This is a genomic window from Paraburkholderia ginsengiterrae (assembly GCF_001645125.1).
Lineage (GTDB): Bacteria > Pseudomonadota > Gammaproteobacteria > Burkholderiales > Burkholderiaceae > Paraburkholderia > Paraburkholderia ginsengiterrae.
In genome coordinates this window covers 69,893-95,688 of the sequence record NZ_LXKA01000154.1, presented here as the reverse complement: position 1 = coordinate 95,688, position 25,796 = coordinate 69,893, and the positions used below count along the sequence as shown (strand labels likewise).

At 61.8% G+C, this 25,796-nt stretch carries 25 protein-coding genes; 3 read left to right on the top strand and 22 right to left on the bottom strand.

From position 1 onward, the window contains the following. Positions 1–257: 257 nt before the first annotated feature. The 10 genes from A6V37_RS12715 to A6V37_RS12675 all read right to left on the bottom strand — a co-directional run bounded on the left by A6V37_RS12715 (position 258) and on the right by A6V37_RS12675 (position 8,684). Positions 258–1,961, bottom strand: a complete 1,704-nt coding sequence (locus A6V37_RS12715; protein WP_131799831.1) for a hypothetical protein — start codon at positions 1,959–1,961, stop codon at positions 258–260. Positions 1,962–3,253: 1,292 nt separating this feature from the next. After that, positions 3,254–3,934, bottom strand: coding sequence for a hypothetical protein (locus A6V37_RS12710; protein WP_075643476.1), 681 nt, complete (start codon positions 3,932–3,934; stop codon positions 3,254–3,256). A gap of 117 nt (positions 3,935–4,051) precedes the next feature. Next, positions 4,052–4,831 (bottom strand): hypothetical protein, encoded by a 780-nt coding sequence (locus tag A6V37_RS12705; protein ID WP_064266322.1) that lies wholly within the window; start codon positions 4,829–4,831, stop codon positions 4,052–4,054. 55 nt (positions 4,832–4,886) lie between these two features. Next, the gene (locus tag A6V37_RS12700; RefSeq protein WP_131799830.1) at positions 4,887–5,177 is read right to left on the bottom strand and encodes a hypothetical protein; all 291 of its coding nucleotides are present in this window, start codon (positions 5,175–5,177) and stop codon (positions 4,887–4,889) included. A gap of 223 nt (positions 5,178–5,400) precedes the next feature. Further along, positions 5,401–5,820, bottom strand: coding sequence for a helix-turn-helix domain-containing protein (locus A6V37_RS12695; RefSeq protein ID WP_064266320.1), 420 nt, complete (start codon positions 5,818–5,820; stop codon positions 5,401–5,403). Between the two features lie 3 nt (positions 5,821–5,823). Then, positions 5,824–6,153, bottom strand: a complete 330-nt coding sequence (locus A6V37_RS12690; RefSeq protein ID WP_082902624.1) for a helix-turn-helix domain-containing protein — start codon at positions 6,151–6,153, stop codon at positions 5,824–5,826. A gap of 12 nt (positions 6,154–6,165) precedes the next feature. Then, complete coding sequence (locus A6V37_RS12685; RefSeq protein WP_064266319.1) at positions 6,166–6,375, bottom strand: helix-turn-helix transcriptional regulator; 210 nt, start codon at positions 6,373–6,375, stop codon at positions 6,166–6,168. 76 nt (positions 6,376–6,451) lie between these two features. Next, complete coding sequence (locus A6V37_RS12680) at positions 6,452–7,096, bottom strand: hypothetical protein (protein WP_064266318.1); 645 nt, start codon at positions 7,094–7,096, stop codon at positions 6,452–6,454. A gap of 121 nt (positions 7,097–7,217) precedes the next feature. Beyond that, the gene (locus tag A6V37_RS40660; protein WP_157447870.1) at positions 7,218–7,394 is read right to left on the bottom strand and encodes a hypothetical protein; all 177 of its coding nucleotides are present in this window, start codon (positions 7,392–7,394) and stop codon (positions 7,218–7,220) included. 3 nt (positions 7,395–7,397) lie between these two features. Continuing rightward, positions 7,398–8,684, bottom strand: coding sequence for a tyrosine-type recombinase/integrase (locus A6V37_RS12675; protein ID WP_064266370.1), 1,287 nt, complete (start codon positions 8,682–8,684; stop codon positions 7,398–7,400). A gap of 288 nt (positions 8,685–8,972) precedes the next feature. Between A6V37_RS12675 and A6V37_RS12670 the strand changes: the two genes are divergently transcribed. Then, the gene (locus tag A6V37_RS12670; RefSeq protein ID WP_064266317.1) at positions 8,973–9,782 is read left to right on the top strand and encodes an AbiJ-NTD4 domain-containing protein; all 810 of its coding nucleotides are present in this window, start codon (positions 8,973–8,975) and stop codon (positions 9,780–9,782) included. Here the strand turns inward: A6V37_RS12670 and A6V37_RS40655 are convergent. The 3 genes from A6V37_RS40655 to A6V37_RS12660 form a co-directional block, all read right to left on the bottom strand. Beyond that, a complete protein-coding gene (locus tag A6V37_RS40655; RefSeq protein WP_075643475.1) occupies positions 9,766–10,092 on the bottom strand; it encodes an SOS response-associated peptidase family protein in 327 nt (108 codons plus the stop codon). The genes A6V37_RS12670 and A6V37_RS40655 overlap by 17 nt on opposite strands. Positions 10,093–10,297: 205 nt before the next feature. Continuing rightward, positions 10,298–10,531: a SymE family type I addiction module toxin gene (locus tag A6V37_RS12665; RefSeq protein WP_064266316.1), complete on the bottom strand. Its 234-nt coding sequence runs from the start codon at positions 10,529–10,531 to the stop codon at positions 10,298–10,300. A gap of 95 nt (positions 10,532–10,626) precedes the next feature. Further along, positions 10,627–10,980, bottom strand: a complete 354-nt coding sequence (locus A6V37_RS12660) for a helix-turn-helix domain-containing protein (RefSeq protein WP_064266315.1) — start codon at positions 10,978–10,980, stop codon at positions 10,627–10,629. A 199-nt stretch (positions 10,981–11,179) separates the two neighbouring features. On the opposite strand from A6V37_RS12660, the gene A6V37_RS12655 reads away from it, so the two are divergent. Further along, positions 11,180–12,964: a hypothetical protein gene (locus tag A6V37_RS12655; protein ID WP_131799829.1), complete on the top strand. Its 1,785-nt coding sequence runs from the start codon at positions 11,180–11,182 to the stop codon at positions 12,962–12,964. A gap of 14 nt (positions 12,965–12,978) precedes the next feature. Here the strand turns inward: A6V37_RS12655 and A6V37_RS12650 are convergent, their stop codons facing one another. The 9 genes from A6V37_RS12650 to A6V37_RS12610 all read right to left on the bottom strand — a co-directional run bounded on the left by A6V37_RS12650 (position 12,979) and on the right by A6V37_RS12610 (position 22,600). Beyond that, complete coding sequence (locus A6V37_RS12650; protein ID WP_064266313.1) at positions 12,979–13,512, bottom strand: chalcone isomerase family protein; 534 nt, start codon at positions 13,510–13,512, stop codon at positions 12,979–12,981. Next, positions 13,505–14,719, bottom strand: coding sequence for an SAM-dependent methyltransferase (locus A6V37_RS12645; protein WP_064266312.1), 1,215 nt, complete (start codon positions 14,717–14,719; stop codon positions 13,505–13,507). The genes A6V37_RS12650 and A6V37_RS12645 overlap by 8 nt, the downstream gene beginning before the upstream one ends. Continuing rightward, positions 14,716–15,609 carry a DUF1365 domain-containing protein gene (locus A6V37_RS12640; protein WP_082902623.1) on the bottom strand — a complete coding sequence of 298 codons (894 nt, stop codon included), beginning with the start codon at positions 15,607–15,609 and terminating at the stop codon, positions 14,716–14,718. The genes A6V37_RS12645 and A6V37_RS12640 overlap by 4 nt, the downstream gene beginning before the upstream one ends. After that, entirely contained in the window at positions 15,606–16,913 is a 1,308-nt protein-coding gene (locus tag A6V37_RS12635; protein ID WP_064266311.1) for an NAD(P)/FAD-dependent oxidoreductase, read from the bottom strand. Before A6V37_RS12635 ends, A6V37_RS12640 begins: the two co-directional genes overlap by 4 nt. A gap of 109 nt (positions 16,914–17,022) precedes the next feature. Continuing rightward, positions 17,023–17,637, bottom strand: coding sequence for a lipocalin family protein (locus A6V37_RS12630; RefSeq protein ID WP_064266310.1), 615 nt, complete (start codon positions 17,635–17,637; stop codon positions 17,023–17,025). Continuing rightward, positions 17,634–18,734 carry an SAM-dependent methyltransferase gene (locus A6V37_RS12625; protein ID WP_064266309.1) on the bottom strand — a complete coding sequence of 367 codons (1,101 nt, stop codon included), beginning with the start codon at positions 18,732–18,734 and terminating at the stop codon, positions 17,634–17,636. Before A6V37_RS12625 ends, A6V37_RS12630 begins: the two co-directional genes overlap by 4 nt. Further along, positions 18,731–19,549, bottom strand: a complete 819-nt coding sequence (locus A6V37_RS12620; RefSeq protein WP_064266308.1) for a DUF1295 domain-containing protein — start codon at positions 19,547–19,549, stop codon at positions 18,731–18,733. Before A6V37_RS12620 ends, A6V37_RS12625 begins: the two co-directional genes overlap by 4 nt. A gap of 111 nt (positions 19,550–19,660) precedes the next feature. After that, positions 19,661–22,042, bottom strand: a complete 2,382-nt coding sequence (locus A6V37_RS12615; protein WP_064266307.1) for a hypothetical protein — start codon at positions 22,040–22,042, stop codon at positions 19,661–19,663. A gap of 99 nt (positions 22,043–22,141) precedes the next feature. Continuing rightward, on the bottom strand, positions 22,142–22,600 hold the full coding sequence (locus A6V37_RS12610) for a YMGG-like glycine zipper-containing protein (protein WP_064266306.1): 459 nt from the start codon (positions 22,598–22,600) through the stop codon (positions 22,142–22,144). 815 nt (positions 22,601–23,415) lie between these two features. On the opposite strand from A6V37_RS12610, the gene A6V37_RS12605 reads away from it, so the two are divergent. Next, positions 23,416–25,794, top strand: a complete 2,379-nt coding sequence (locus A6V37_RS12605) for a hypothetical protein (RefSeq protein ID WP_064286038.1) — start codon at positions 23,416–23,418, stop codon at positions 25,792–25,794. The last annotated feature ends 2 nt before the right edge of the window (positions 25,795–25,796 follow it).

The window sequence follows — 25,796 nt, the reverse complement described above, 5'->3', positions numbered from 1 at the left end:
AAGACGGTAAAGCACATCGCTGGAGAGGCCTTGAAGAAGCCTGCCAGCATTACTAAAAAAGAGACCCAGAAACTTGCTGGATCGGTTGAGGCTCATATCCAGCCTCGCGGACGGGCGAAGGGCCGCGGATAGAAGCCCGACGGTGGGTAGATTGGCGGGTATAAGAAAAACGCCGCTCAAAGGCGGCGTCTGCTAACGATGACAGGCGGACAGATCGTCCGCTATAGCCGCCCGAAGGCGGCTCGCATCAGGCGACATTAGGCCGCGACCCAGTTGCCGGTGGTGCCGAGCGGCAGGTGACAGATGCGCGTCTGCGTGCCCGCCACCTTCGCCCAGATTTCCAACTGGTTCGATGCCGCGTTGTACGTCATGTAGCAGTAGTGCGCGGTCGTGTCGCCAAAACCCAAGCGCTGGTCGCGCAAGTGCACCGCGCAGTTGTCATCCCCGGTGCCGTAGGCCGCCACCACCGCCTTGCCGACGTCGAGCCCGATGCCGCCCGGCGTAATACCCGTTCCGTCCGTTGACGCGCCATATTTGAAGTTGATCAAGGTCGGCGGCTGCGCTTGAATATCAATGCCGATGTGATCGATGGAGAACGTCTGCATGTACAGGCCGACATGCCAGTTGTTGGCAACGCTGCCCGCGAGACCGATGCCCATCGCGAACGAGTTTTTTGCGTTACCGACTGAAGCAGCCCAAATTCCGCACGAAAACGGGTAGGTGACCGGGTAAGTATCGTTGTATGCGTAGTTGACCCCGGAGAAGTTCTGCGCGTCGACTTCAAGCGCTGTGATTGTTGACGCCGAATTGGACGATACCGCCTCGCCATACAGCGCCCATACCGCAGCATTTCCCGTCGCGTGCGCTGAACCTGAGACTGCAACCGACTGCGCCGCCCCGGTGGTCGATGCATCCTCGAGGTAGTTATAGTTGGTCGTTAGCCAGCCTGTTCCACCAGCCTGTCTCTTGAGAGCGTTGTACTGAAGGAAGATCAGATTCGCTGGGCTATCTCCTGCCGTCGACTTATCCACACGTTGGTTGTAGATGGTCGCGGTCGTTCCATCGGTCGTGGGGTTAGCGTTTGTGCCGTGCCAGATCGAGGACCTCTTTCCGACATTCGCCGTAGTGATAAAAGACATCGACGACGCATGAAACGGGAGAGATCCAGTTCCAAGTAGCGTCGCCCCCTGGGCAAAGCGCCATGCGACGGTCCCGGCGCCAGCGGTCACCGTGCCATTCACGACGGCCGATGCTGGAACGAAGATCTCCAGAGTCTTGCCATTGGGGACGGAATTCACTGCGGCCTGAAACGCAGCAGTGTCGTCGGTCGAGCCATCGCATTTGCCGCCGAATGCGGGGTCGCGCAGGCTCGGAATGTCATAGATGCGGTTGTAGAGGCGCGTTCCGGTCGCCACGGACGCGTCGATGACGGAGTTCGAACTAGGTGCAGCAATAGCGCGCGCTGTGCCGCCAATAATGACGATCTGTTGCACACCAGCCGGAACAGTCGGATTGAAACTCAGGACCTGGCCGGCGAGCGTACTATCGAGCTGCGGAGTTGCATCGAAATAAAGGTCGATGTTGTTGATCGATCCATACGTGCCAGCGAGCGTGATGCTCGAACTGAATCCGGGCGCGAACTGCGTGGCGCTCGCCGCACCCATCGACTCGCTGCCGATGGTCGACTGGGAAACGCTGAGATTGTAGGTACCTGTGCCGCCGGTACCCGTGCCGCCAGGGATGATCGCAGGGCTGCCGGCAACACTCGCACCGAAGACCGTCTGGCCAGCGGCCAGCGTGCCTGACGCGACTGCGGTGACCGTCATCACCGTTCCGCTTATCGATGCGGTGAATAGCGGACCTGCGGTGAACGTTTCGCGCGCATTGTTGACCGCCATGGCGGCCTGAACCTGTGTCGCCGTGGCGGCGACTTCAACGCCGTTTTGCGACAGATAGAACACGTCCGCGCTTTGAATCTGCCCGGCGCCGGGGAAGTTCTTTAGTTGTTTGCCGATTGCGTTCATGCAGACACCTTTCCGGCTAACCGGCTAACGGCATCGGCGGGCCACAGAAGGCGACCATTCGGCAGTTTCGTGGGCGTAAGTCCCCAGTAAGTGCTGGTGAGACACAACCGCTTGTAGATCGAGGGTGGTTTGACGTGCAGTAATGCCGCCAATTCGTTTGTGCTGATCTGGTTGTCAGCGCTTTCCGTGTCACTCAATTAGCCATCCCAATCCAGCATCGCGCGGGCTGAGGTGCTACGTTGGCGCTTTGCTGCAATGGATTTCGATGAACTCAGCTTGATTTAGATTGAATCGCTCAAGGCGAAAGCGAAGTCAGTTGGCTTTCGTTTTATTGACTTGAGAAGATTTTTCGGTGGGTTGTATGGCGGGTGCGCGCTGACGGCGTACACCCATCCATTGCCCGAAGGACTACTGAGGCGGATGGATGATCCGCCTGGCCGGCGACGACCTTCGCGAGTTCAAAGACAGAGTAGGTTCTAACTACTCTGTTGGAAAGCGCGCTCAGTTCCTGCGGAAGTAAGCAAACAGGAAGATGACCGCGGCGATCGCCAGATAGACCCCGACGTACGGCACGAAAAGACACGCCGTAGGCAGGCAGAGCGCCAGCACGCGATTCATCGGCGGCCGAGCCTGCCACCGTGCCCGCCAGCCGTGAGGATGCCCGCTCAGGCTCCGGACCCTCAGTTTGGGACATTGCAACCAGTCGATACGGTCGGCTAGCCATTCGTGGACATGGAACAGGGGGCGCATAAGTCCTCCGCGTTGCCTTCCCGTGCATACTGCTCTTGATGCGCAGATATCACCACGGGGAGACTGACATGTCTAGGCTCCATTTCCGCGAATGGCTCGCTGACCATTCCGGCCTTCAATATCCACGCCCTCGCCTTAACCCCCGAACCGCGTTTCAAACGCGAGCAACCCGGCAACGGGTCGTGCCAGTCCAAGAGTTCCGCTTTTCGGACTTCGTGATTGCGATGAGAGCGCTAGCACTGGCGACCGTCTGCCTGCTCGTCGCCATCCCACTGCTAGCGCTCTGCGGGCTGATGCTCTACTCGCTTTGCATGGCGATATAGACAGGAAACCCCGCACGGCGCGGGGATCGTCAAACGCGCTTCAGACGCTCCCGGCACGCGCGCAGCAAGTCATTGACGCGCTTCAGGTCTTCGAGCCATTCCGCCGACCGTAAACCGTGCTTCAGGGCGTTCTGTGATGCCGCAGCCTTACCCTCGTCACTCTGCGGCCCTGTGGACTGCTCCCACGGCTTCCAACGCTTGATTGCCGCGGCCTGTGCCGCTCTCTGCTCCGGTGTCCAGTGTCTGCGTGCCATTGTCGTTCACTAATAGTTCGTTCGATTCGATAGGTTTTTCTTCGTGCGCGCGCGGAACGGTCGATGGTGCGACGCCATTGTTCACCTGCTGATGTCCGGCGGCGTTGTTCTGCTGCTTGATGAACGCCACCTGACGCGGGCTTTTGAGCTCGCCCAGCACCTTGACTGTATTCGCGCACTGCTGCTGCGCCTTCAGTGCCTGGCGCATGAATGCCTCCTGCTGCGGCGGATGAGCCGCACTGTAGGCCTTGGTCGCCATGTGATTAAACATCGCGTCCAGCGTCCCGGCCTGGGTAACCAGCATCCGCTCGAGCGCGGAAAGATCGCCGTCGACCACAGCCTGTGACTGAGCAGTCAACCGTTCCACGTAGGCCGTAATGTCGGGCTCGCCAAAGAGGTGCGAGACATACTGACGGGCCGTCCACGCACCTCGGGCGATCGGGGCAGCCGCTACCCTGACAACGCTCTCGATTGGGCACTCTTCGCCCTCTGCGTAGATCTGAAGTGCGTTCGGCGCGCGATCCGGACTGGGCTTTGCAGCGACCGTTTTACTCTTACCTTCAATCTGTTTTTCTTTCGCCATGCTCACTCCCTCTGCGCTGTGATTGGTGCCGGCCGCGAACTGGATTAGGCCCCGCCGGCTGTCGTGGTTGTTTCGGACACTCGTCGACTTGTCCGCTCACCCACCTCAGCAGATTCGTTACCGGCGGTTAGTCATTCGCAACTCCGCTTGCGCGATGTCTTGTTTCGAGAAGCCGAGCTTCGCCGCGTATGGTTTGAACGTGCCGCCTTGAGCCGTCAGGGCATGTTTCAGAATGCGTTCTTTGTCCCAGCCCGAAACCGACTTGATGACGGTGCTGGCGTATTGCAGATTGCGCTCCGCCCACTCGATCGACTTGCGACCCAACGCGATGCGCTCGGCCTCGATAGGATTTGCAGCACGGCGGGAGTCCTCCCACATGGCTCGGAACGTTGTCTTTTCGACGTCCCCTTGCGGAATGGGGCTGCGAAGCACCGCTAGGGCGATCCGCTCAGCCTCACCGCCTTGAGCCATCAGGCGCATCTGCTCGGCACGTGTGGGAACGTCCTGGCGACTCCACCATTCCCGAATCTCGCGGTCCTCGAGCTGAACCATGAAGTTCGCCGGATCAACCGTCGGCACGCCTACAAGCGCCTTTTCGCGCATGTCGACGGACTTCTCAAAGCTGCTCAGGTTGTGCCAGCCGCCCACGAGTCGAAGGTGGGCTGTTTCCGCAATCGGGTCAATGTGCTCGGCGCGACCGTAATCACTAAATCGCCGGTCCGCCTTGATCGCGTTGACCTGCGGCACGTAATCGCTCACATGGGACCAGAGAGCCGACGCGACGACCTGAGCCTCGTTGCTCGATCCGGTCGTGTCCGGAAAGGCCGGAATGTCGAATGTGTGACCAGTGCCGATCTGCACACGTTGGTCTGCCGTAAAGTTTTCGTAGAAGTTCACTTTTTAGTAGTCCTATTGTCTGAGGTTGAGTTTTTCCGCTCCGTGCGGCGCTCCGTTAGTCGGCGATCGTCGCGAGGATGGCGACGTGCTTATCGTTGGCGCGTTCTGCTGCGCGCCCGTTGATGGTCGTGACATCACGCAGAAATTCGCCGTGTTGGAGAACTTGCGCAATCTCACCAAAGCCCAGCACATGCGTCAGCGCGACCACATTGCCATTTCCACACGTCAGGTCATAGGCGTGCAGTTCGATATAGGCGTCTACGTATGCCTTTGCGGCTGCTGCGTATGCGGCGCCGGCCGCTTCCCGTGCTGCGATCAGTTCAGTTTTCGTCATATCAGTTTCCATTGTCAGAAGCGCCGGCCACCCGCCGGCAAGGTGTAATCGGATTACGGGCCGCGCGTACTTCCATCTCCAGAAGCGCACACCTGAAAGTCAGTAGCAGATGGCCTCTCTAGAGGGTCACCGTCTGGCGGTGTAGAGAGAGGCCAGAAAACGTACTCTATTGCACCGTCTCCCGGTGTAGTGGAAAGGGTCTCTACACCGTCTCCCGGTGCAATAGGTGCGGTCTCTACACCGTCTCGCGGAGTAAGGGTTGCGTTTTCAGATACGCACTGCGGACAAACCCCGCTGAGGCCCCCTGGTCGAACCCATCCAACTTGTCCAGACTTAGCCACGTCAGCGCGTACCAGCTCGCCTTGTGCGGTCTGTGCCCCTTCACCGTCTCGTGAATGAGGCCGGCATTCAGAAGCTCCTTTTTGGCCCGCTGGATCGTGTCGTAGGACGTCCAACCCCGCGGCTTCAGGTGCGCCAGCGTGACGATCATTCGCCCGTTGTCGTCCCCATGAAACTGGCGCGCTAACTCCAGCAGCAGAGCCTTCGCCGGATGCGACAGCGCAATGTATGCATTGCTGTCGAGCACCATCCATGGGATCGGCACGAAGCCTCCGGCATCGCGGCTGGAGGCGCTGTGTCGCTTCGATTTGGCCATACATCACGCGACCTCCATCATGTCGACGAGGTCGGGCTCGCGATCGATGAGGCTGTATCGCGCGACGTTGGCGTGCAAGAAGCCGTCGCTATCGACCGCCGTAACTCGGTGGGCGTAGATGCGGTAGCCGAGTTGAATAAGCTCTTTCACGCGCTGCGCGGGGTGGCTGATGCCCTTGCCGCGCAAGCTGTACGTGGTCTGCCCATCGGCCTTGAGATATTCGAGCACGCGCTTGCATTGCGCCGCGGCCGACATATCTCTATCATTGGCCTTGGTGGTCTTCTGGGTCGCGCTCTTGCCGGAGTCGCGGCCCTTTTCATTGGTGGTGGTCATGGGCGCCGCTCCTTATGCCTTGCGGGCAGCTGCGCACATGGCGAGGTAGGCGTCCAATTCCTGCTCGAGGAAGATGGTTGTGCGCGGCCCAGTTTTCACCGGCTTGGGAAAGTCGGCTTGATTCTTGGCTTTGGCCCACAAGGTGGAAAGCCCGATGCCAAGTTTCTCGGCCGCCTTTGCGGGGCGCAGGGCGCGGGACGATGCTTGATTCACTGCTGACATTTAAACCTCGTCTATTAAGGTTTCGTCGCATCTTGTGCGACTTGTCAGCAGGTTATTGATGGGGGCGAAAGCGAACTTAGTTGGTTTCCGTTTTGTTTTCTCGAATGATCTGCCTCACACGCTCAGCGGTGATGCCGACTCTATCGGCGATGAGCGCGGCCCGGTCTCGCTTCGGCCGGCCGGCAGCCGCAAGCTTGGCGTACTCGCGAATCACTAGAGCCTCTTTACTAGAACGCTTGCGCGTCTCGCCTGACTTCTTGCCTCCTACCTCGGCAGTCTTGCGACGTTTCCTCAGCGGCTCGGCCAGCTCGGCGATTATCTTACTCGCGACATCCTTGATTTCACTTAGCTTTTTCCTGTAAGCCAGATCCTTGGTGATCTCGACGTGACTCGCCACTCGGCATAACAGAAATGCCAGTCCATTTGGTTCAGCCAATAGAGCCTTGTATTCATCCCGCTGCAGAATCGCATCGACGGCCGCCAGATCAAAATTCTTGGCCGGCTCGACCAGCGGATTGGTTCGCGCCGCGCGTTCGGCAAGGCGTTTGCCGGTCTCAACAAGTGAAATGTGAGACGAAACGAGACCGCTAGAAAGCGTTGTCATCCATGCTCCGATATTCGGTGTGGCATCGATGGTGGGCTGACCAGAGATTGCATCTTCGATAGTTGGCAAGAGGTCTTCAAAAACGAGGCAAAGCCGTGCGGCTTCCAAGGCGCCCAAGCGGCGCCCTCGACGAATGTTTCTATTCACTGCGCCCTCACGCAATAGCCCTCATTGGGGAGCCGCGCCAGCCGGGGAGGGACCCGACGTTTGGTAGCTAGCCTAGGCGCGGCTTGATCGATTATTGCAGGTGATCGGTATCGGCGCGAATCGGCCCAAGGATCGCGTTGGCTTGCTCGATCGCAGCCTTGGCGCGCGTCAGATCATCGTCCTGACGATATCTCGCCGTAGCCTTGAATATGTGTATCAGCGCAGACCCAAGCCTCATGCGCAGCAAATCGATGTCCAGTTCGTTCATCGTTCAGGCCTGCCGCTGGAGCGGAACGACGGACCCGCTTTTGAAGGGTTGCGAGATGAATTGCGCCCAGTCATCCATTATCCGACGTCGGCGCTCGAGCGCTTCGCTACGCCAATAAGCCATCTCACTGGAGTCGCCTGGGATGTGAGCGAGCGCGACCTCGATCAACTCCCGCGGATGGTTCGTCATCTCAGTGGCCCAGTCTTTGAACGTCGACCTGAAACCATGCGGCACGACGGATGCGTCATCTTGCTTCGGGTCGCGCCACGTCGGCGGGGTGCTGTCGCCGTTCATCCGCCTGACAATGGCCAGTAGCGTCATATCACTCAGCACTTTGCCGCGGGGGCTGGGGAATACAAGGCTGTTCCTGTCTGTTTTTTCGGGTTGCGGAAGTCTGCGCATCAAATCGATGGCCGCCTGCGACAACGGTACCCGATGTTCCTTCTTGAGCTTCATGCGTTCGGCCGGCACGCACCAGATGCCGACATCGAGGTCAAACTCGGACCAACGGGCGCCGCGCACTTCGATTGAGCGCGAGCAAGTCAGGATCGCAAACTCCAGGCACTTAGCGCCAGTGGCATTAGTCTCGCGGAGGCTTTCGACAAATCCGCCGGCCTCCTGATATGGCAGCGCCGGGTGGTGGCGCACGGTCGTAATCTTTGATGGTTTGGCGAGAAGATGACTAAGATTGCCGCGCCATAGGGCAGGGTTCTCGCCGGAGCGGTAGCCCTTTACGCGGGCCCAGTCCAGGATGTTCTCTATGCGACCGCGGACGCGAGAAGCGGTCTCAGTCTTTACCGCCCAGATCGGCTCAAGCACCTGTAGCACGTGCGCACGCGTAATGTGCCGTACCAGCATCTTGCCAAGCACTGGCTCGGCGTATTCTGCGATCGTATTGCGCCATTGATCGCCATGCTTGGCGTTTTTCCATTCGTGAGCGTGCGAATTGATGTACTGCTTCGCGGCTTCGGTGAAAGTGATCTCAGACGCCTGCGCGAGGCGCAAGGCACTCTCTGCAGCTTTGCGCTCGAGGATAGGGTCCACGCCAGCCCTGATCTTGTCGCGCTCGATCTGAGCCTTCGTATGCGCGTCCTTGAGGGAGATAGCAGGATAGGCGCCGAGACCGATCTCACGCCGCTTGTCGCCAATCTTGACTCGCAAGATCCAGGAACGCGAAGTAGGGCTGATTACCTGCAGATATAGCCCCGCCACCTTGCCGACCGGATGCATACCCGGATCTTTCAGTCTCGACACGGCAAGTGCGCCCAATTCTTTCGCTACTTTTGGCACGTTCGGCTCCCCGGTAAACCCACCATCGTACCCGCCATAAAGTTCAAGATTGAACGATATCATCAGGTACGATGAAAGACAATAAATCTCGGAGAGTCCTTTTAATAAAGGGGTTTAGGCTAGTCTCGTTTGATCTATGAATGTCTATTTATGGCGGACCCTCTCTCCGCCACCCGACAGATAAGGCTCCCAGCTTGGGGGCCTTTTTGTTTTGGGTATTTGAAACGGAGTTCGGTTATTCAAAAGGCCGGGAAGGTCATTGAACAACCGGTCCCATGGAGGCAATCGATGCGATTCAGTCAGCGCCTTGGTTACACGAAACTGCCAGAATCGTTGGCACCTGAGGATATGCCTCCGGAACTTCGTAACTCCCTTTGGAACGTCTTCGACATCTGGCGGAAAGACCTTCGACAAAATGAAAAGACATTCCTGCTCACAGTCTGGCAGGCGTTTTGGAAAAAGACGGGTGATTCGATGCCGGTCGATTTTGGCCCAAACGGCGTTTACTACAAACGAGCTTGGGGTGAGGTGCGCAACGCCTTTTTCATTGGTCAATGGCACTACGTCTATGACTTCCTGGAAATGGTGATGGAGAATTTCGATCCGGCGCGCAAGTTTTCGACCGCCATCGATAGCATTCTTCGCTTGGAACTGGCTGCGTACCGTGTCGTTAATCGGCAATTTGTCCAGGTGACTGACGGCCAAGAGATGGCTGCATTGCAAGAAGCCATATCCGACAAGGGCAAGTTCGCCTCTGCAAGCGAACATCTGGCAACGTCTCTTTCGCTCCTTTCGAATCGCACAAGTCCGGACTTCCGCAACTCCATAAAGGAGTCGATCTCTGCGGTCGAGGCGATGGCGAGAGTGGTTAGTGGAGATGGCAGCGCCACGCTAAACAAGGCGCTCCAGGTTCTGGAAAAGAATGGCAAGCTCCATCCGTGCCTTAAGAAGGGCTACTCTTCGCTATACGAGTACACAAATGACTCAGACGGGATTAGGCATGCCTTGCAAGACAAGACGGACCTTAACGCCGACGACGCCAAGTTCTTCCTGCTAGCCTGCACGTCGTTCGTCAACTATCTCAAAACAATGGCGTAGCGTCGCCAGCGTCATTAGTTCTCGATTTGCGCGGTGGCGATGATCGCGGCTCTGCCACCATTTCCTCAGCCGCAAACAGGTTCATAAACGACCACGCCTCGTCGGTTGCGCGAGCGGGTAGCCAGTCGTCGTATTCCTCGGGTCTCACGATCACGACTGGTCGCTTTTCGGCGCCGGGCCGGTGGAAACGTTTCATGAGCGTATGCTCGTCTGCGTTGACCGTCAGCATAGTGAACGAGAGCGACACGCCGCTTGGCGCTTCCCACGCGCGCCACGGGCCAGCGATTGCGAGTGCTGGTCGATCGTTCACGCCGACACGCCAGCGAACCGCTTTCCCGGTCTCCCGTTCGGCTCATAGAAACTTGGGCACGCGATCAGGCAAAGCTGCAGCTTCTTCCAGGCACCGCTGAAACTGCATTTCTCAGGTCGCGTGCCACCTCCATGAAATATAATTGAAAGCTTTCGCGCGCCGCGCACATTTGCTGTGACCGACGCAGCGCACTACTGGCTGGGATTTACTCCGGGAACGGCGTAATGATAATTCTGTGATGCTCGACGACGATCCGCACGCGCTGGCCGGCAAGGAACCCGGCGCGTTCGATCCACCGGCCAGATAGCTTCATCCATGGATAAAGAGGTGGGTCTTTGCGGATGCGCCCCGGCGTGATCTGTTGATAACGCCAGGACTCTTGGATCGTGACGCTGCGCTCGGGATGAGTGAGCAATGGTTTAAGATTGGCGTCAGCCATGGTCAACTCCCTGTTGAGTTGGTTGTGGTTAGCGGGCGGTGGGTGTTGGCGCACTCATCGCCCGCGCTTCGTTTACTTCAACGTACTGCCTACTGCTATCTCTGGCCCAGTACGGTATCGAGCATTTTTGAAATGAATTGCTGCTTGGTCCTGGGTAACCGTTCAATGGCGATGAGTTGCTGTTGCAGGCGAGACATTCGACCGTGCTTACTGCCCCGCTGAGCAATGGGTTTGCCCATCAATTCATCAAACGACAGCGTCAGTAACTGCGAGAGCACTGGCAACATGGAAACCGGCAGCTTGGAGCGTCCCCCTTCGTAGTGGGCCATGGTTTGCTGAGCGATGCCCAAGGTGTCGGCTAGTTGCTGCTGGGTGAGACCGTGGGCCTTCCTGGCGTTGGCGATTCGCTCACCCAAGTCCCTGAAAAACTGTTTGTCTTTGGTGTTCATGTTGGAGTGAAATGCGATTGATTCGGTCGAGAAGGTAACTCTCGCGATTCCAAAAGTAGTGCTTACTTTACGCCATTTTCTATATCAAAAAATGGAGTCATTTGGCTTCCAACCTATCGACAGGGGTTTGGTTTAAGCATGATCGGATGACTCCTGTTCCGGAAGCCACACTGAACAGATTGAAGCGCGCCAAAACAATATGGCGACGGTCAACTCGCTCGCGCCCGATGCCGGCGTTTTCGCAAATGCGGTCAACTTTTCGCGAGTCCAAGCAGCTAAAGTTGACAAGCAAACCTACTATGAGACGCTCGAGCATCAACGTCAGGTCGCAACCGTGAGCAATCGAATAGGTGGAAGTAGCGCACCGTCACCTTCGGACGACCCGTCGGGACGCAATCGCCTTCCCGACGCCGTAACCGCGACACCCACGCCATCGACGCACCCCGCCTCGCCGCTGGATGCCCTACGAAGAAAACCACCATCCTCCGAAAGCGACACCACCACCAACGCCCGCCGCGCCGTGTTTCGCGCCACACAATCCCCAGAGTCCGCCTTCATCCCCGTAAGCTACTCGGCCCGCTCGAACGCCGTGATCGCGCAGAGCCTCGACAGCTCGAACATCGATATCGCCCTTTATCACGACACATCAAGCCGATTCGACGAGTGCGCAGTGATCGAAGTCCGCAGCCAAGGCGCCTACAAAGCGCAACCTGCGCAGTTAAGCAAAGTAATCGTCGACGCAGTCAACGCGTACGGCCTGCATCCAGGCAACGGAATTGCGCTCATCAACGGCAACTCATCGATTTCAGAAAAACCAGGCGCTCTAAAAAACGCCGTGAACGACGCACTTGCATCGCTCGGTTATCGCGACCTCCGCACGAGTGCAGTTCGAATACCTCACCCCATCACACATGACGAGACCGACGGCCTGCACGTGAAAGGCGCCGCACCGTCCGCGCCCGATACGGCACATACCGCGAACAAGCCGCGCACGGTCAGGCATGGCGACCAGATGCTCTGGAAAAAGCCGCCCGATATTCTGTTCGTGGCGCATGAGCATCTGCCCAAGGGGCAGGCAGGCGACGAGTTTCATGTGCCGCGGGATACGTACTTCGTCCGCGGAGCGACTCATGCGGACGGACACGTGATGAGCGCGCACGAGATTCTCTATCGGGTCGTCTCTTCCGGCGACTACCGGCATGGGCAAGAGCTTGCGTTTTACGCCGAGCCTCGCGGCAGCCTCACCCAGGAGCATATCGACCGGCTTGCGGAAGATATCGCCGACGTTGCTCAGGTTCCACTGACACACATCCGCGATGCGCGCGCGCAGCGGTCACCCGGGCCGCCCGGCGCGGCATTCGAGGTGGTAGCCGACAGCTACGCTCGATCGATCACGCCGAAGCCGGATTTACGTCGCCCGTCTACGAACGGCCTGGGCGTGCTGGAAAATTTCGGCAAGGAGAAGGTCGCGTTCAAGGGCGCGGCCGTCGATTCGCTGTGGGGCGAGCCTGTGGTCGTGACCATTCAGCGCACGCCGAACGGGTCCTCGTTTGTCCGTTCTCCGAATCAGATCATCGAAGCCAAGCGCCAGATTCAGGCACTCGGTTATCCGGTGGAACGAATCAGACGTGCTGACGATATCTTCGGACGCCCCGCCTGGATTGCCGAAGCACAGGCCGTGATATTCGATTCGAAGTCGAACTATCCCGAGGGTTCGATGCAAAGCTCAACCCTCGACGAGCAAACGCTCGCGCATATCCGGTACATCCGCACGCTTGCCGCGGAGAGCGGCAATGAATTGGTCGACGCGCAGATAGGCATCCGCCACGACGGTGCTGCCGTATTGCGCGACACCGGGCTTGCCAGTTTGACAGGCGTGCATGGCAGCGGACGCGGCGTCGACGCGCTCCTCGATACCGTCGAAGCGGAGACGCGCCTTAGCATCGCGCAGCGCGGCGAGACGCCGCCGAAAAATGAGTCTTGAACGGACCAATCTATTTACTGCTGCACACCACCAAGCAGTTTCCCGCGCAACGCCGCCGCCCGCGTCCGTGGATCGAGCCAGATAGAAAAGAACGCGCGCGCGAACGCCGGATCGGCGATCTCCTCGGTTCGTTGCCCGTTCTTGTAGAAGCGGGCGCCGTACGCGGGGAGATACACGCCGCACAGCGTGTCGCCCGGCTCGACGTCACCCAGCGCGCGAGTCATATCCGCCAGCCATGCGGCGTGCACATCGTCCGGCAACGGTTCGACCGCGAGCCTGTCGATCTCGTGCATGCCGGCCCTCACGAGTTGTCTCCCCGAAAACCCGTGACGATAAGTGAGTTCGAGTGCGAACGGCGCATCGAATCCGACCGGCGAGCCTCCGGCGAACAAACGCGCGTCGTACAGGCAGATGCCGAGCACGCAGTAGTCCCCCGCGCCCATAACATGGGCGTTCGCCAGTTCGTCCGAGCAGCCCGCGTTCGCATCCACGGCGAGCAGGAGAGCCGCCGCGCACCATCCGCTCAATGTCGCGACCCCGTTACGCATCGCGCGCCACGACGAAGTGAACGACGTCGGTGCGTCTCTCCAGAAACGCCGCTTCGCAATAAGCCAGATAGAGCCGCCACGTGCGGATGAACGTTTCGTCGAATCCCTGGCCGCGTACCGCTTCGAGTTGGGATTCGAACGCTTCGCTCCATGCACGAAGCGTGCGGGCGTAGTCCTGGCCGAAAGCAAACACCGGTTGCGCGGCAAGTCCGACGCGGCGGGCTGCCGCAATGAAACGCGTGGGGCTCGGCAGCATGCCGCCCGGAAAAATCGTCTCGCGTATGAAGTCGCTCGACGCGCGATAGGCATCAAAACGCGCGTCGTCGATCGTAATCGACTGGATCAGCGCACGCGCGTTGGGCTTCAGGCAGCGCTCGATGGTACGAAAATACGTTGGCCAGAATGTTTCCCCGACGGCCTCGAACATCTCGATCGAAACGATTGCATCGTAACGGCCGGCCGTGTCGCGATAGTCGCGCAACAGGATATGCGCGCGATCCGCGAGGCCGGCTTGCGAGATTCTCCGCATGGCGAACGCGTACTGTTCCTGCGAGATCGTCAGCGCCTCGACATGGATGCCGAGCCGGGCCGCGTGTTCCGCGAAACCGCCCCAGCCGCAGCCGATTTCGAGCACGTGCATCCCTGCGCGCAGACCCAGCGTATCGACGATGCGCTGGTATTTCGCGGCTTGCGCGTCTTCCAGCGAGCGCGCCGGGTTGCCGTCGAAGCACGCGCTCGAGTACGTCCACGTCCGATCGAGCCAGAGCGCGTAGAACGCATTGCCGATGTCGTAATGCGCATGGATGTTGCGGCGGCTGCCCGCGCGCGAGTTCGCGCGCAGCCGGTGGCGCAGCGCGTACCACAACTGCGCGAGCTTGCCGCCGTCGATGGTCGTGGCGACCGTCTCCTGGTTGCGCAGCGCGAGCCGCACCAGCGCAATCAGGTCGGGGGTATCGATCCATCCGGCGCGGTAGGCGTCCGCGAGGCCGATGTCGCCGCTGCGCAGGATCACGCTGCAGGCTCGCCAGTCGCGAATCTGCAGCGCCGCGGCGGGCCGCTCGCACGGGTCGCCATAGACCAGCTGGGCGCCTTCCGGCGTGGCGAGCGTCAAGTGGCCATGCCGGATGCGGTTCAGCAGCGCCACGAACACCTTCGCGGCAAGCGGTTGCATCGGAGCGGAAACGGATCGGGCGCGCAGCAGGTTCATGAGCGGGCGTCGTAAGGGGTGGTCGGGGACGGCGTATCGACGCCGCGTGTATCGTGGGTGCCGTCGTCCGGCACGGCGGCAAGCGGTGCATGTGACGCACCAGGCGCACCAGCTGCATGCGGCACACTAGGCGCGCGCGGCACAAGCGGCGGTGGCGTCCGGCCATGGAACGGCACGCGCTTGCGCGCGAGGCCGAAGGCTTGCCAATGGATGCGCCACAGGGTGCCGACCGCGTCGAACGGATGCCGCGCGAAGCGCCACCACGCATGCGGCTCGTGCAGTTCGCGCATCGCGATTGTCGTGCGCAGCAGCAGGCCGTCTGCGTCGCGGTAGTCGATCGCGACGCTCCAGCGCTCGCGATCCCGCATCACACGAAACAGGTACTCGCCGTCGACCACGCAGAACGGCGACACGTGGAACGTCTTGCGGCACGTCAGGATCGTCGTGCCGTCGATCGGCGCGTGGCCCGGCGCGCTCAGCAGATAGCCGTGCCTCCCGCCGAAGGTGTTGCGCACGTCGGCGTAGAGCGCGCGCAACCGGCCCTCGCGATCATGGCAATACCAGAAGCTCACAGGGTTGAAGGCATAGCCGCATACGCGAGGAATCGTCTGAAGCCAGATCTCGCCGTCAGCGGGAATGCCGGCTTCGGCCAGCCGCGCGCGCATCCAGGGCGCGAGCGGGCTGCCGTCGCAGGGGCCGTAGTCGCGCGTCGCGACACCGAGCGGCCGCCAGCGATCGACGCCGAACCACACGGACGGTAACGTCTCGAACCGGTCGACGTTGCACGCGACCTGCAACAGCGAGTAGCGGAATGCATGATGTGCGGGCCGCAGCCGTTCATGAGCGACACAGCCGACGAGCAGTCGCAAGGACGCGTTGCGGGTGTTCATAGCTGGGCCCACCCGGGTGAGACATCGAAGGCGCGCGCAATGCGCAATGCCGACTTGAGGCCGTCCTCGTGAAAACCGTAACCGGTCCACGCGCCCGCGAACCACGTGCGCCGCTGTCCCTGCAGGTGGGGCAGACGCTGCTGTGCGTCGATCGCGGCGAGGTCGAGGAGCGGATGCTCGTATTCGTAGCGGCCCAGTTGCGTGTGTGGGGCGGGTTCGTCAGGCGGATTCAGCGTCACGACCACCGGCGTGCGGAACGGCAACGGCTGAAGCTGATTGAGCAGATAGCTGACGCAGACCGCCCGCGCATCGTCCTCGTCGTGACGGCGGCTCAGATAGTTCCACGCCGACCAGACGCGGCGGCGCCGCGGCAGCAGCCCCGTGTCGGTGTGCAGCAACGCAACGTTGCGCTGATAGCGGACCGCGCCGAGCACGTCGCGCTCTTCCGGCGCCGCGTCCGCGAGAAGGCGCAGGCTGGTCGGCGCGTGGCACGCGAGCACCACCGCGTCGAACCGTTCGGCGCCGGCGGCGTCGGTCGACACCGTGACGCCGGCGCCGGCGCCGTCGCGGCGCACGGCGCGCACCGGCGTGCCTACGCGGATGTCGGGCAGGGTGGCGGCCATCCGCTCCACGTATTGACGGGCGCCGCCGGCCACCGTCTTCCATTGCGGCCGGCGGTTGACCTGGAGCAGCGCGTGATTGAGGCAAAAGCGCAGGAACGTCGCTGCCGGAAAGCGCAGGATGTCGTTGGCGGCGCTCGACCAGATCGCGGCGGCCATCGGCAGCAGATAGTGCCGCTGAAACGGTGCGCCGTAGCCGCCTGCCACGAGCAGTTCGCCGACCGACAGCCGCTGCTGGCGGGCAGCTTCGAGATGCAACTCGGCCGACGCGTTAAAGCGCACGATGTCGCGCAGCATGCCGAGAAACGTCGGCGAAAACAGGTTGCGCCGTTGCGCGAAGACGGTGTTCAGGTTCGTGCCCGCCCATTCGAGCCGGCCGCCGTCGACCGACACGGAGAACGACATATCGGTCGCGTGGGCGTGCACGCCGAGCTCGCCGAAGAGCGCGACGAGATTCGGATAGGTGCGGTCGTTGAAGACGAGAAAGCCGGTGTCGACGGGACACCGCGCTCCGTCGAGCTCGACGTCCACGGTGTGGGTATGGCCGCCGAGGTAATCGGCGGCTTCGAACAGCGTCACGCGATGCCGGCGGCCCAGCAGATAGGCGCTCGCGAGCCCGGCAATGCCGGCGCCGATGACGGCCACGCGTTGGCCGGGCAGCATGGGAGCAATGGGGGTGATCATCGCCGTCGGTCTCCAGGTCTGGATTGCGCCTGCTTATTGATAAAAAACCGCATAAACACCGATACGCGCGCCGCGTGCGAATGGATGCAGGGAGAGCGGGGCGTCATGGCTAACGGCCTGGAGACGCGAAGCCGGGAAGACCGATTTCATCAGGCCGTTGCGGCACGCGGCGAAACCGGCTCGTGTCGTAGCCCATCTCATCGAGGCGGGCCAGCAGCGAACGGTAGGTCGCGTCGTCCATTACCGGTTCGCGCGAGAAGACCCAGCCGAGCGTCTTGCCGGGATAGCCGAGCAGCGTGTAGCGGTAATCGGGATCGACATAGAGCGTCAGCTGCGTCACATACACCGGCCAGAAGAGCCGGACCCGCCAGGTGCCGCCGCCGCTGCCGGACACGACCGTGTCGACGAAGCCATAGCGGCGCTCCGGCTGGTCGAAGCCGCCCTTGCGGCCGACGAACGCATCGTCGATCCGTCCATCGGCACGCAGCGACCATTCGGCCCGGCTGCCGACGAAGTCGCGCTCGGCGAAGTACGGGATGTTGGCAATCACGTACCAGCGGCCCATATAGCGCGGCAGGTCGACTGGCACGGTGACCAGCGGCGCGGCGGCGCGTGGATTGGGATTTGGGACGTCATTGCCGCAGCCCGCGACCAACAAGGTGCCCGCCAGCGTCAGCGAAAGGGCGACGCGGGTAACGGCGCGCGCGGGCAGCGTGGTCCTCATGCGCGCTCCGACCGTTTGTCGAACAGGTAATGCGCAACGCCCCATTCCTGGCCGCCGGCGTAGCCGAACAGTTCGGCCACCGCCATGTAGAACATCCGCCAGCGCTGAAACCAGACGCGCGCCTGCGGACCGTACGTCTCGGCGAGAACCGGCATGACGCGGCCGCGCGCCGCGTCGAGCGACGCAAGCCACTGATCGGCGGTGCGCGCGTAATGCGTCCCGTCGACCCACCACTGGCGCACGACCCGCAGATCGTCCTGAAAGCGCAGCAGCAGATCGGCCGAGGGCATCGTGCCGCCCGTGAAGAAATAGCGGGACATCCAGTCGCTGCCGTCGCGCACCGTGAAGTGATACGCGAGCAGCCGGTGCGCGAACAGATGCACGAAGAGCCGGCCGTCGTCGTGCAGCCAGCGCGAAATCTTCGCGAGCAGCAAGCCGTAGTGCTTCATGTGCTCGAACATCTCGATGGACAGCACGCGATCGAACGGGGCGATGTCGGAAGGAAACTCGTAATCGACGACGTTGCCGGTCACGATGCGCAGATTCGTCAGGCCGCGCTGCGCAGCGCACCGTTCGATGAACGCGCGCTGCCCACGCGAATTCGACAGGCCGACGATGCTGGCGCGCGGATAGCGCGCGGCCAGCCATAGCGACAGCGAGCCCCAGCCGCAGCCGAGATCGAGGATGCGCTGACCATCGGCAAGACCTGCGCGATGCGCATATAGCTCAAGCATCGCGTCTTCGGCGGCGGCGAGCGTTTCGTCGCCTTGCGGGTAGTAGCAGCACGAATACTTGAGCCGCGGTCCGAGGTGGGCCGCGAAGAACGCGTCGGGCAGCTCGTAGTGCTGTGCGTTGGCCGCTTGCGTTTCGATCGCGATGGGGCTGGCGCGCAGATCGGCGAGCATGGTCTCGAACGCTTCGGCGCGGCGGGCGCCGTCATCCGCGTGCTCGTCGCGCAGCCGTTGCCGCAGCAGCGTCCGCATGCCGGCACGAATCAGCGGGTCCGGCAGCCAGCCGTGCTCGGCGCAGCGCAGGGCGAAGCCGTCCTGCTCGATCTCGCCCTGTGCGGCAGGCGGTTGGGTGGTGGCGACAGTCATGGACCGGGCTCCCTCGAATCGATGGTCGGGTTGGCTGGCGGCCGCCGCGGCGGCCATGGAATCAGCGCGCTGGTGCGGCTCATGTAGTCCCGATAGCCGGCACGGCTCTCCAGCAAATGGGCTTCGAGCAGCGGAATGCCGGAGACGCGCAGCAGCAGCCAGCCCATCAGCAGCGGCGGCGCCAGCGTGACCCAGCCCCACGGACGCCCGAGCGACCAGGCGGCATAGGCGCACCAATGCAGGCACTCGAAGAAATAGTTGGGATGGCGTGAGTAGCGCCACCAGCCCTCGTCGCATACGCGGCCGGTCCGTTCGGGCCTGGCGAGGAAGCGGCGCAATTGACGGTCGGCGGCGGCCTCGCCCGTCACCGAGGCGAGCCAGATCACGAGCGCGAGAGCGATGGCGATCCGGGTGGGCGGCGCGGCCTGGTAGGCCGGGACGAAGAACGCCAGCGACAGCAGCACCGAGACCGCCGCCTGTAGCAGGAAGAAGCCGAGCATCCGCTGCGGCGCCGCTGCGCCCCATTGATCGCGCAGCGCGCGGTAACGGTAATCCTCGTCATGGCCGGCGTTGCGGCGCCAGAGATGCAGGCCGAGCCGCCATCCCCAGAGCCCGCCGCACGCGGCGACGAAGAGGCGATTGACCGGATCGCCGGCCGCTACGGCCGCGGCAAAGACCGCGACGGTGCCCAGCGTCGCCGCCCAGACGGGATCGATCATCCCGGCATTGCGCGTGCGCAACTGGACCAGCCAGACTGCGGCGAAGGACGCAATCAGCGCTGCAAAGGCGATAGCAATGGCGGCAGGGAAGGGCATGCCGGCTCCGTAGCGTGCTTTGACGCTATATACGGAGCACTGGGGGAAACGGATGCAGGGTGCGGCGGGGCGGACAGGAAAAGTTGTCGATTAGAAGATGGTCGACCAGCCTCAGCGCCGGAATCCATGGAATCCACCACCGCCCGCACGGAAACCGCCCGCGCCTCTGCCTTGCCACTGCTGCGCCGTCTGGTTGAACCGTTGCTGTCCAACCGACCGGGCCTCGCGCTGCTGATCGAGCTGACCGCCGATGTTGTTGTTCGGCTGCACCGGCTGCCAGCCATTGGACGTGTGCTGCTGCCAGCCGCCACCCTGGTCATGCTGGTACACGTTGCCGTCATGACCGACATATACATCGCCGTTATTCCAGGCCACCGCATTACCCTGGCTGCGATTGGTCACGATGCCCTTGCTGCCTCCGGTAGCCTGTCCCGTCTGCGTATTGCCCGCAACACCGGCTTCGGCAAATCCGACGCGGCCAGTCTGCGCGTTGTAGCCGGCCACCTGACGTCCCGCCGCATAATTGCCGTTGTACTGATTGCCGGCGATGCCGCCTCGCGCCGCGCCGGCGCTTCCCGTCGACGGATTCGAGAAGGATCCCTGACGACCCGCCGCATAGTTGCCTGAGTACGGGTTGAACGCCGCGCCGCGGCTGCCCTGATAGTGCGCACCCGTGGCCGGGTTGAATCCCGACGCGGCCGTGCCGCTCCACTGTGTGCCCGTCCACGCGTTCCAGCCAGAGGCGTGCGTCACGGTGCCCTGGCCCCATCGTCCGTAGAAGTTGGCCTGATTGACGTTGACGTAGTTCCAGTTATACGGCCCGCCCCACCAGTACGGCCCCCAGTACGGCGTGGCCGCGCCCCAGAACGCACCCATCGCGAAGCCGAACGCGAAGCCTTCTTCAGCGCTCATCGCGAAGCCCGCGCCATATCCATAGGTCGCGGGATAACCGTAGTATTCCGTGCCCACATAAGCCGGGTAGACATAACCTGTGCCATACACGACCGTGCCGTCCGGACTCACCATCACGCCCATATAGCCTGGCGTGTAGCCGACCACCACGGTGTCCGGCGTGACGGAATAGACGCGCACGTAGGTCACGTAGTAGATCGGCGAACTGGCCGGAATCGTGTAGATCACGCCGGGTACTTCAGTGGCGACGTGCCAGACACCGCCTGGCGACGATGCCGTGAACCAGACCCCGTTGCCCACGGCGTAGTAGTGGCTGCTGTCGACTTCGATCACCGGCGTGCCGGTATTGACCGCGTACTGGAGCGACGTGCCCGTGACCGGAGTAAAGCGTGGCGCGCCGTCATAGGTGACACTGAGCGTTGCCTTGGCGCGCGACACGGCCGCGGTCTGCGGGATGGTCGCGGCAATCGCGGCTTCCTTGGCCTGCGCCGTGCCCGGCACCGAGACCAGCACGTTGGCCTTGGGGTCCTGAGGCGAGATCTTTGCGAAGTCGGCCGGCAGGCTCGCGGCCGGCACGTATTGCCATGGCCCGGTCAATTGCGTCGCGCTGAACCAGCGCCCGGAGAGCAGCACGTAATAGGTATTGGAGGCCGGATCGACGAACACGGCGTGATCCGCATTCGACACCGATAGCAGGCTGCTGCCTCCCACCGGCACCATCTGCGGGTTCCCGCTCGTCACAATCAATTCGGTCGGCCGGGTCGCGAGGACGATGGCGGGTGCCTGTGCCGCCTTCTTCCCATTGCCGGGCAACATCGGATCCGGTTTGCCGCTGGCAGCTGCTTTCTTCGCGGCGTCAAGCAGTGCCTGCGGTGGCGTAGCCAGCACCTTCCAGTTCGCGCCCGATGCGTCCGCCTGGTACCAGTAGCCGGCCGCTTGCAAATAGAGCGGACCGTCGTGCGCGCGCAGCAGTAACGCCCGTGTGTTGAGCGCGCGCTCATAGCCGGCGTTGCCGACTTCGTGCCAGACGGGTTCGCCGTCCACGAGCACGAGCAGGCTTGGCGTGCTCGCAAAGAGAATCTGCGGCACGTCGTTCTTCACTTCCACCTGCATGGACTTCGCCAATTGCTGCGACACGGCGTAGCTGGCCTGTAACTCGTCGAGCGGCACGGTCAGACCATTGGCCGGCACGCGCGCGATGAGCGCGGCGCGAACCTGGTCCGCGGCCGCGGGTTTCGTCGGCACGTCCACGCTGTCGAAAGTGATCTGACTCAGCTGGACCAATCCGGACGGCTTGTCGATATCGGCGACGGCGGAAAAATGCACGACGCCATAGGTCGGCGTGCTGTCTTTCGCGCCGATCGCCACCGCGCTGCGCCCCTCGATGCGATTGCCTTCCCACTTCTCGATTTCGGGCTGGTACAGCTCGACGTGCTGGCTCACTGCATCGAAATTGCGAGGCCAGGTCAATGAAGTCGCCGAATGCGTGGAAGCGGGTACCGCCGCTTCAAGAACAGGTGGCAGCAGCGCAAGCCATGCGGCGGCTACCAGTGCTGCTGTACGCTTCGGCTGAAACGGCATCGTCTGACTCCGTGAGAAGGTTGTTTGTGTACGTGCGTAGACCTCGAGCGCGGCAATCGCACCGAACTCGAGGCCGTATTCCGGCAGAAACGCTTCGGATCACTGCACCGTATAACCACGCCCGGTCATGCAGGCGCTCCACGCCCGGTTGTACGTGGCGAGCGCCTGCTGCTGGCTGGCTTGAACCTGAGAATTCTGCGCCGCCGCCGCGCGCTCCTGCTGGCGGTGAGCGACGCCACCGGCCATGGTGCCGGCAACCGCACCGATTGCCGCGCCTTTACCGGCGTCGCCGCCAATCGCGCCGGCTGCGGCACCCATCGCCGCACCACCGGCCGCGCCCCGGACACGTTGACCGTTTTGCGCCTGCGCAGGCGGCGGCGCATTGGCGACGGCCGCCGGATCGATGCCGGTGTTTTGCTTGGCCCAGCTGTAGCAGGAGCCTTCGTCTTGTTGTTGCTGCTGCGGGCTCTGGCCCTTCGCCGGATACACGACCGGTCTTTGCTGCGCGAGTGCGAAGGCGCTGGCTCCGAGCAGCAACAGGACTGACAGTTGTTTCATAAGATGTTCCTCGATTGGTTGGCTTTCAGCCGGGTCTGCACCCGGCATAGACGGAAGACCGCGGCAGTGCGGCGCTCCAGGCTCAACACCAGTAGGTGTGCTTCGTCAGTGTGTGCCGCTCGATGGCGTTCGCGCCTGATTGCGGATCACGGACCAAAAGTAATAAGGATTGCAAATGTCATTGTGCGGCGCGTCAGCTGTGTTTCGATCTCATGGTTCGCGTTCACCACTCAGTTCATCGAAACATGCCGAAAAGGATTGGCCTATTCATGTGGCACATTAAGTTGGAGTGGAACCGGACTCTGAAGCCTGACGGGCATCGTTCTTTTTCAATGCAATTCGTTTTGCATAACGCGCCGTGATTGTTGTTTCTTCGCGGCTAAATCAGCGGCTCGACGATGGTTTTTGTGCATGGCGAGAAAATGCACGGGTTTATTAAAGTCCTAAAAGAGTAGCAAACTTTCCCGGTAATTTCACCCTCCTTACGAGTGAATTAAATTTTGACCGATTGGCATCGGCGCACTAAATTTTGCCGCTTGATTTTCTGCATCCGATTACCGGACAGCTTCGCCATTCAGGCAATCACTTCGCCCCACCATATCGCCCCAATTCCCACGCGGCTACCCTGAACGATCCGCAAGCCTTGGCTTGGCACGTCAACCGGCACCTCGCACTTCCGGAGTCGTTCGATGTTTTCAAGAATCTCCACCGTCCTCCGAAATTCCACCTCCAACACGTCAGATCCGAACGAAGGTAATAAGGATTCCATCGGAAAGCACAAGCCAACCGCGCTGAAAAGTACGTCCAGTATCCCGTTGAACGATCTCAAGCGCGACGCCAACGGCTCCGGGACACCACCGGTAAGCGGCAACGGAAACACCACAGCGTCGTCGCAAAAGCACGCATTCGACGTGCTGGGCTTCACACTGCCCACTCACGGGACAAACCAGGGCGCCAACCAGGGCACATCGTCATCGACAACCGCCGCGACCACGAACGCATCCGGCACAGGCCAGACCGGCCACATCGCCCAGGTGTCCTCCGGCAATCGCATGCAGCAATACGCGGCGTTCGCCGAACCCAACGCACAATTCCGCGGCTTCCTGACGGGCCACGGGCTGCAGGTCGTGCCCAATCCCGGCCGTGGCAACAACTGCGCCATCTATGCACTGGTGCAGCATGCGGCGCCCTCATTGAAAGGTCCGGCCCTCGACCGCGAAGTGAATGAAATCCGCCAGCAGTTCAACCAGAACCATCCCGACGAGAAGGGCAATATGCTGCTGCTCGACGGCGAGCACGGCGGCCACGCCGCCGAACTGATCTCAATGGTCAATCAACGGCACAACGTGGACATGGCGGTGGGCGTGGTTCAGGCCGGCATCGAAGCCGCACATCCGGCCACGCAACTTGGCGTGTATGAGGGCAACGGTTCCAGAGCGCCGGGCAGCGTGCCGAGTCATCGTGTGGTGGTGTGGGACCAGGGTGGGCACTTCGAAGCGATCAAGCCGTTGCCGCAAACCGGGAGCCGCTTTGGCGTCACGACGCCTGCCAGTGCGAAGCCATCCGTCAAGCCGCAGGTGAAGTTCACGCCGGACACGAAGAAGCAGGCGTCAGCTTCCATCAGCGGTACCAAAACCACCGCATCGACGAGCACGGCGAAAGCGGGCGGCGGCTCCGGCAACCCCCTCAGCAGATTTCTTCCGCTCGGCGCGAGGCGACTGTCATCCGGAACACGACAGCCGCCTTCGTCCGCCTCGTCGAAGAGCGCCGCGTTCGCACCGCTGTCGTTCACGCCGGACAATCACGACGACCTGTTCAAGGACGTTCCCCACATCGACCACGCATCGCTAGCGCAGGCCGCCAAAACGCCCAAGGTCAGCAACGGCCCAGGTTTCATCGTCCCATCGACGAAGTCTCAGCCGGGCCAGGCGTTCGATCGGAGCAAACCAGGTTTCACCGCGGTAGAAGTCAACGGTATCCGGCCGTACGGCAACCTGTTCAATGCATTCGCCGCAAGCTCGCACGGCGACCAGGCCACCGATCTGGCGATCACCGGAATCTCGGTAGGCGGCGCGCACGAAGTGGTGGCGGGCGGATTCAACGGGCACGCATTGTTTGCGTCGGGAAGGAAGCGCGAGCGCTACGGGAGGCAGCTTTCGTCCATGCTGGCGCAGGATGTGCAGCGCTTCAAGGACAATCCGAATCAGGAAACGCTGATTCTCACGCGAGACAAGAAGGGGCAACTGACCTACGATCTCCCCAAGGTCGCGAAGCTCGCGGCGAGCGACAACCCCAAGTACGCGGACGAAATCGCCCACGCGAAAAATGTCCTGCTGACCGCCTACATCAAGGACGAAGTGGCGGGCAAGCGTCACAACCGCGCCCTGTATGAACTGGGGCGCAACACCTTGGGCGTGACGTCGGCCGCGCTGCTGGTGGCCGGTACGCATGGTCTCGCCGCGGCCGCGGCCAGCGCCCCGGCGATTGCGACCAAGCAGGCCGGACTCGGCATCGGCATGGCGAACGCGCTGGATGTCGGTAAGGGCGTGCGCGGCGTCAAGCAGCGTATCCGCGACAGCAAGCAGCAGGAGATCAACAACGATTTTCTGCGGCGCCGCCTGAATCTGCAGCCCGGCGACATACCTGACGACATACCCGACGAAGCGCTGGACGGCATCCATGCCTCCATGCGGGACAACGCAAGAGTCGACGCCGGCGCCAAAGTGTTCGGCAAGATTTTCCCGGGCAGCATCATCAACGAGCAGAAGTCGCTGGAAAAGAAGGGTGAGCTCGGCGATCAGGTCGCGGCGCATGCGCTGAACGTGGTCGACTATCACGTGGACCAGTTCGCCGCGCGCGGCTTGAACAACCTCGAAGAATTGCATCGCACGGTGCATCGGCCGGGGGCCTCGTTGCGCGACAAGGAGAAGGCGTTGTCGGCCTCGATCAAAGGCGACCCTGATCTGCGCACCGCGTACGACCTGTTGCGCGATCTCGGCATGCGGCGCAGCGAAGCGACGGCGGCGATTCAGAACGTCGTCGTGCGCAAGATCGAGACCCGCCTGGCGACCGATCCCGCCAAGCCTGCCGGCAGCGCCACGGCCGCCATGAAGAAGAAAGCAGCCGAGACGCAATCAGGCGATCCTGATCGCGACGATGTAGCCGCCATGAAAGAAGTGATGGCGCGCCGGTAGCC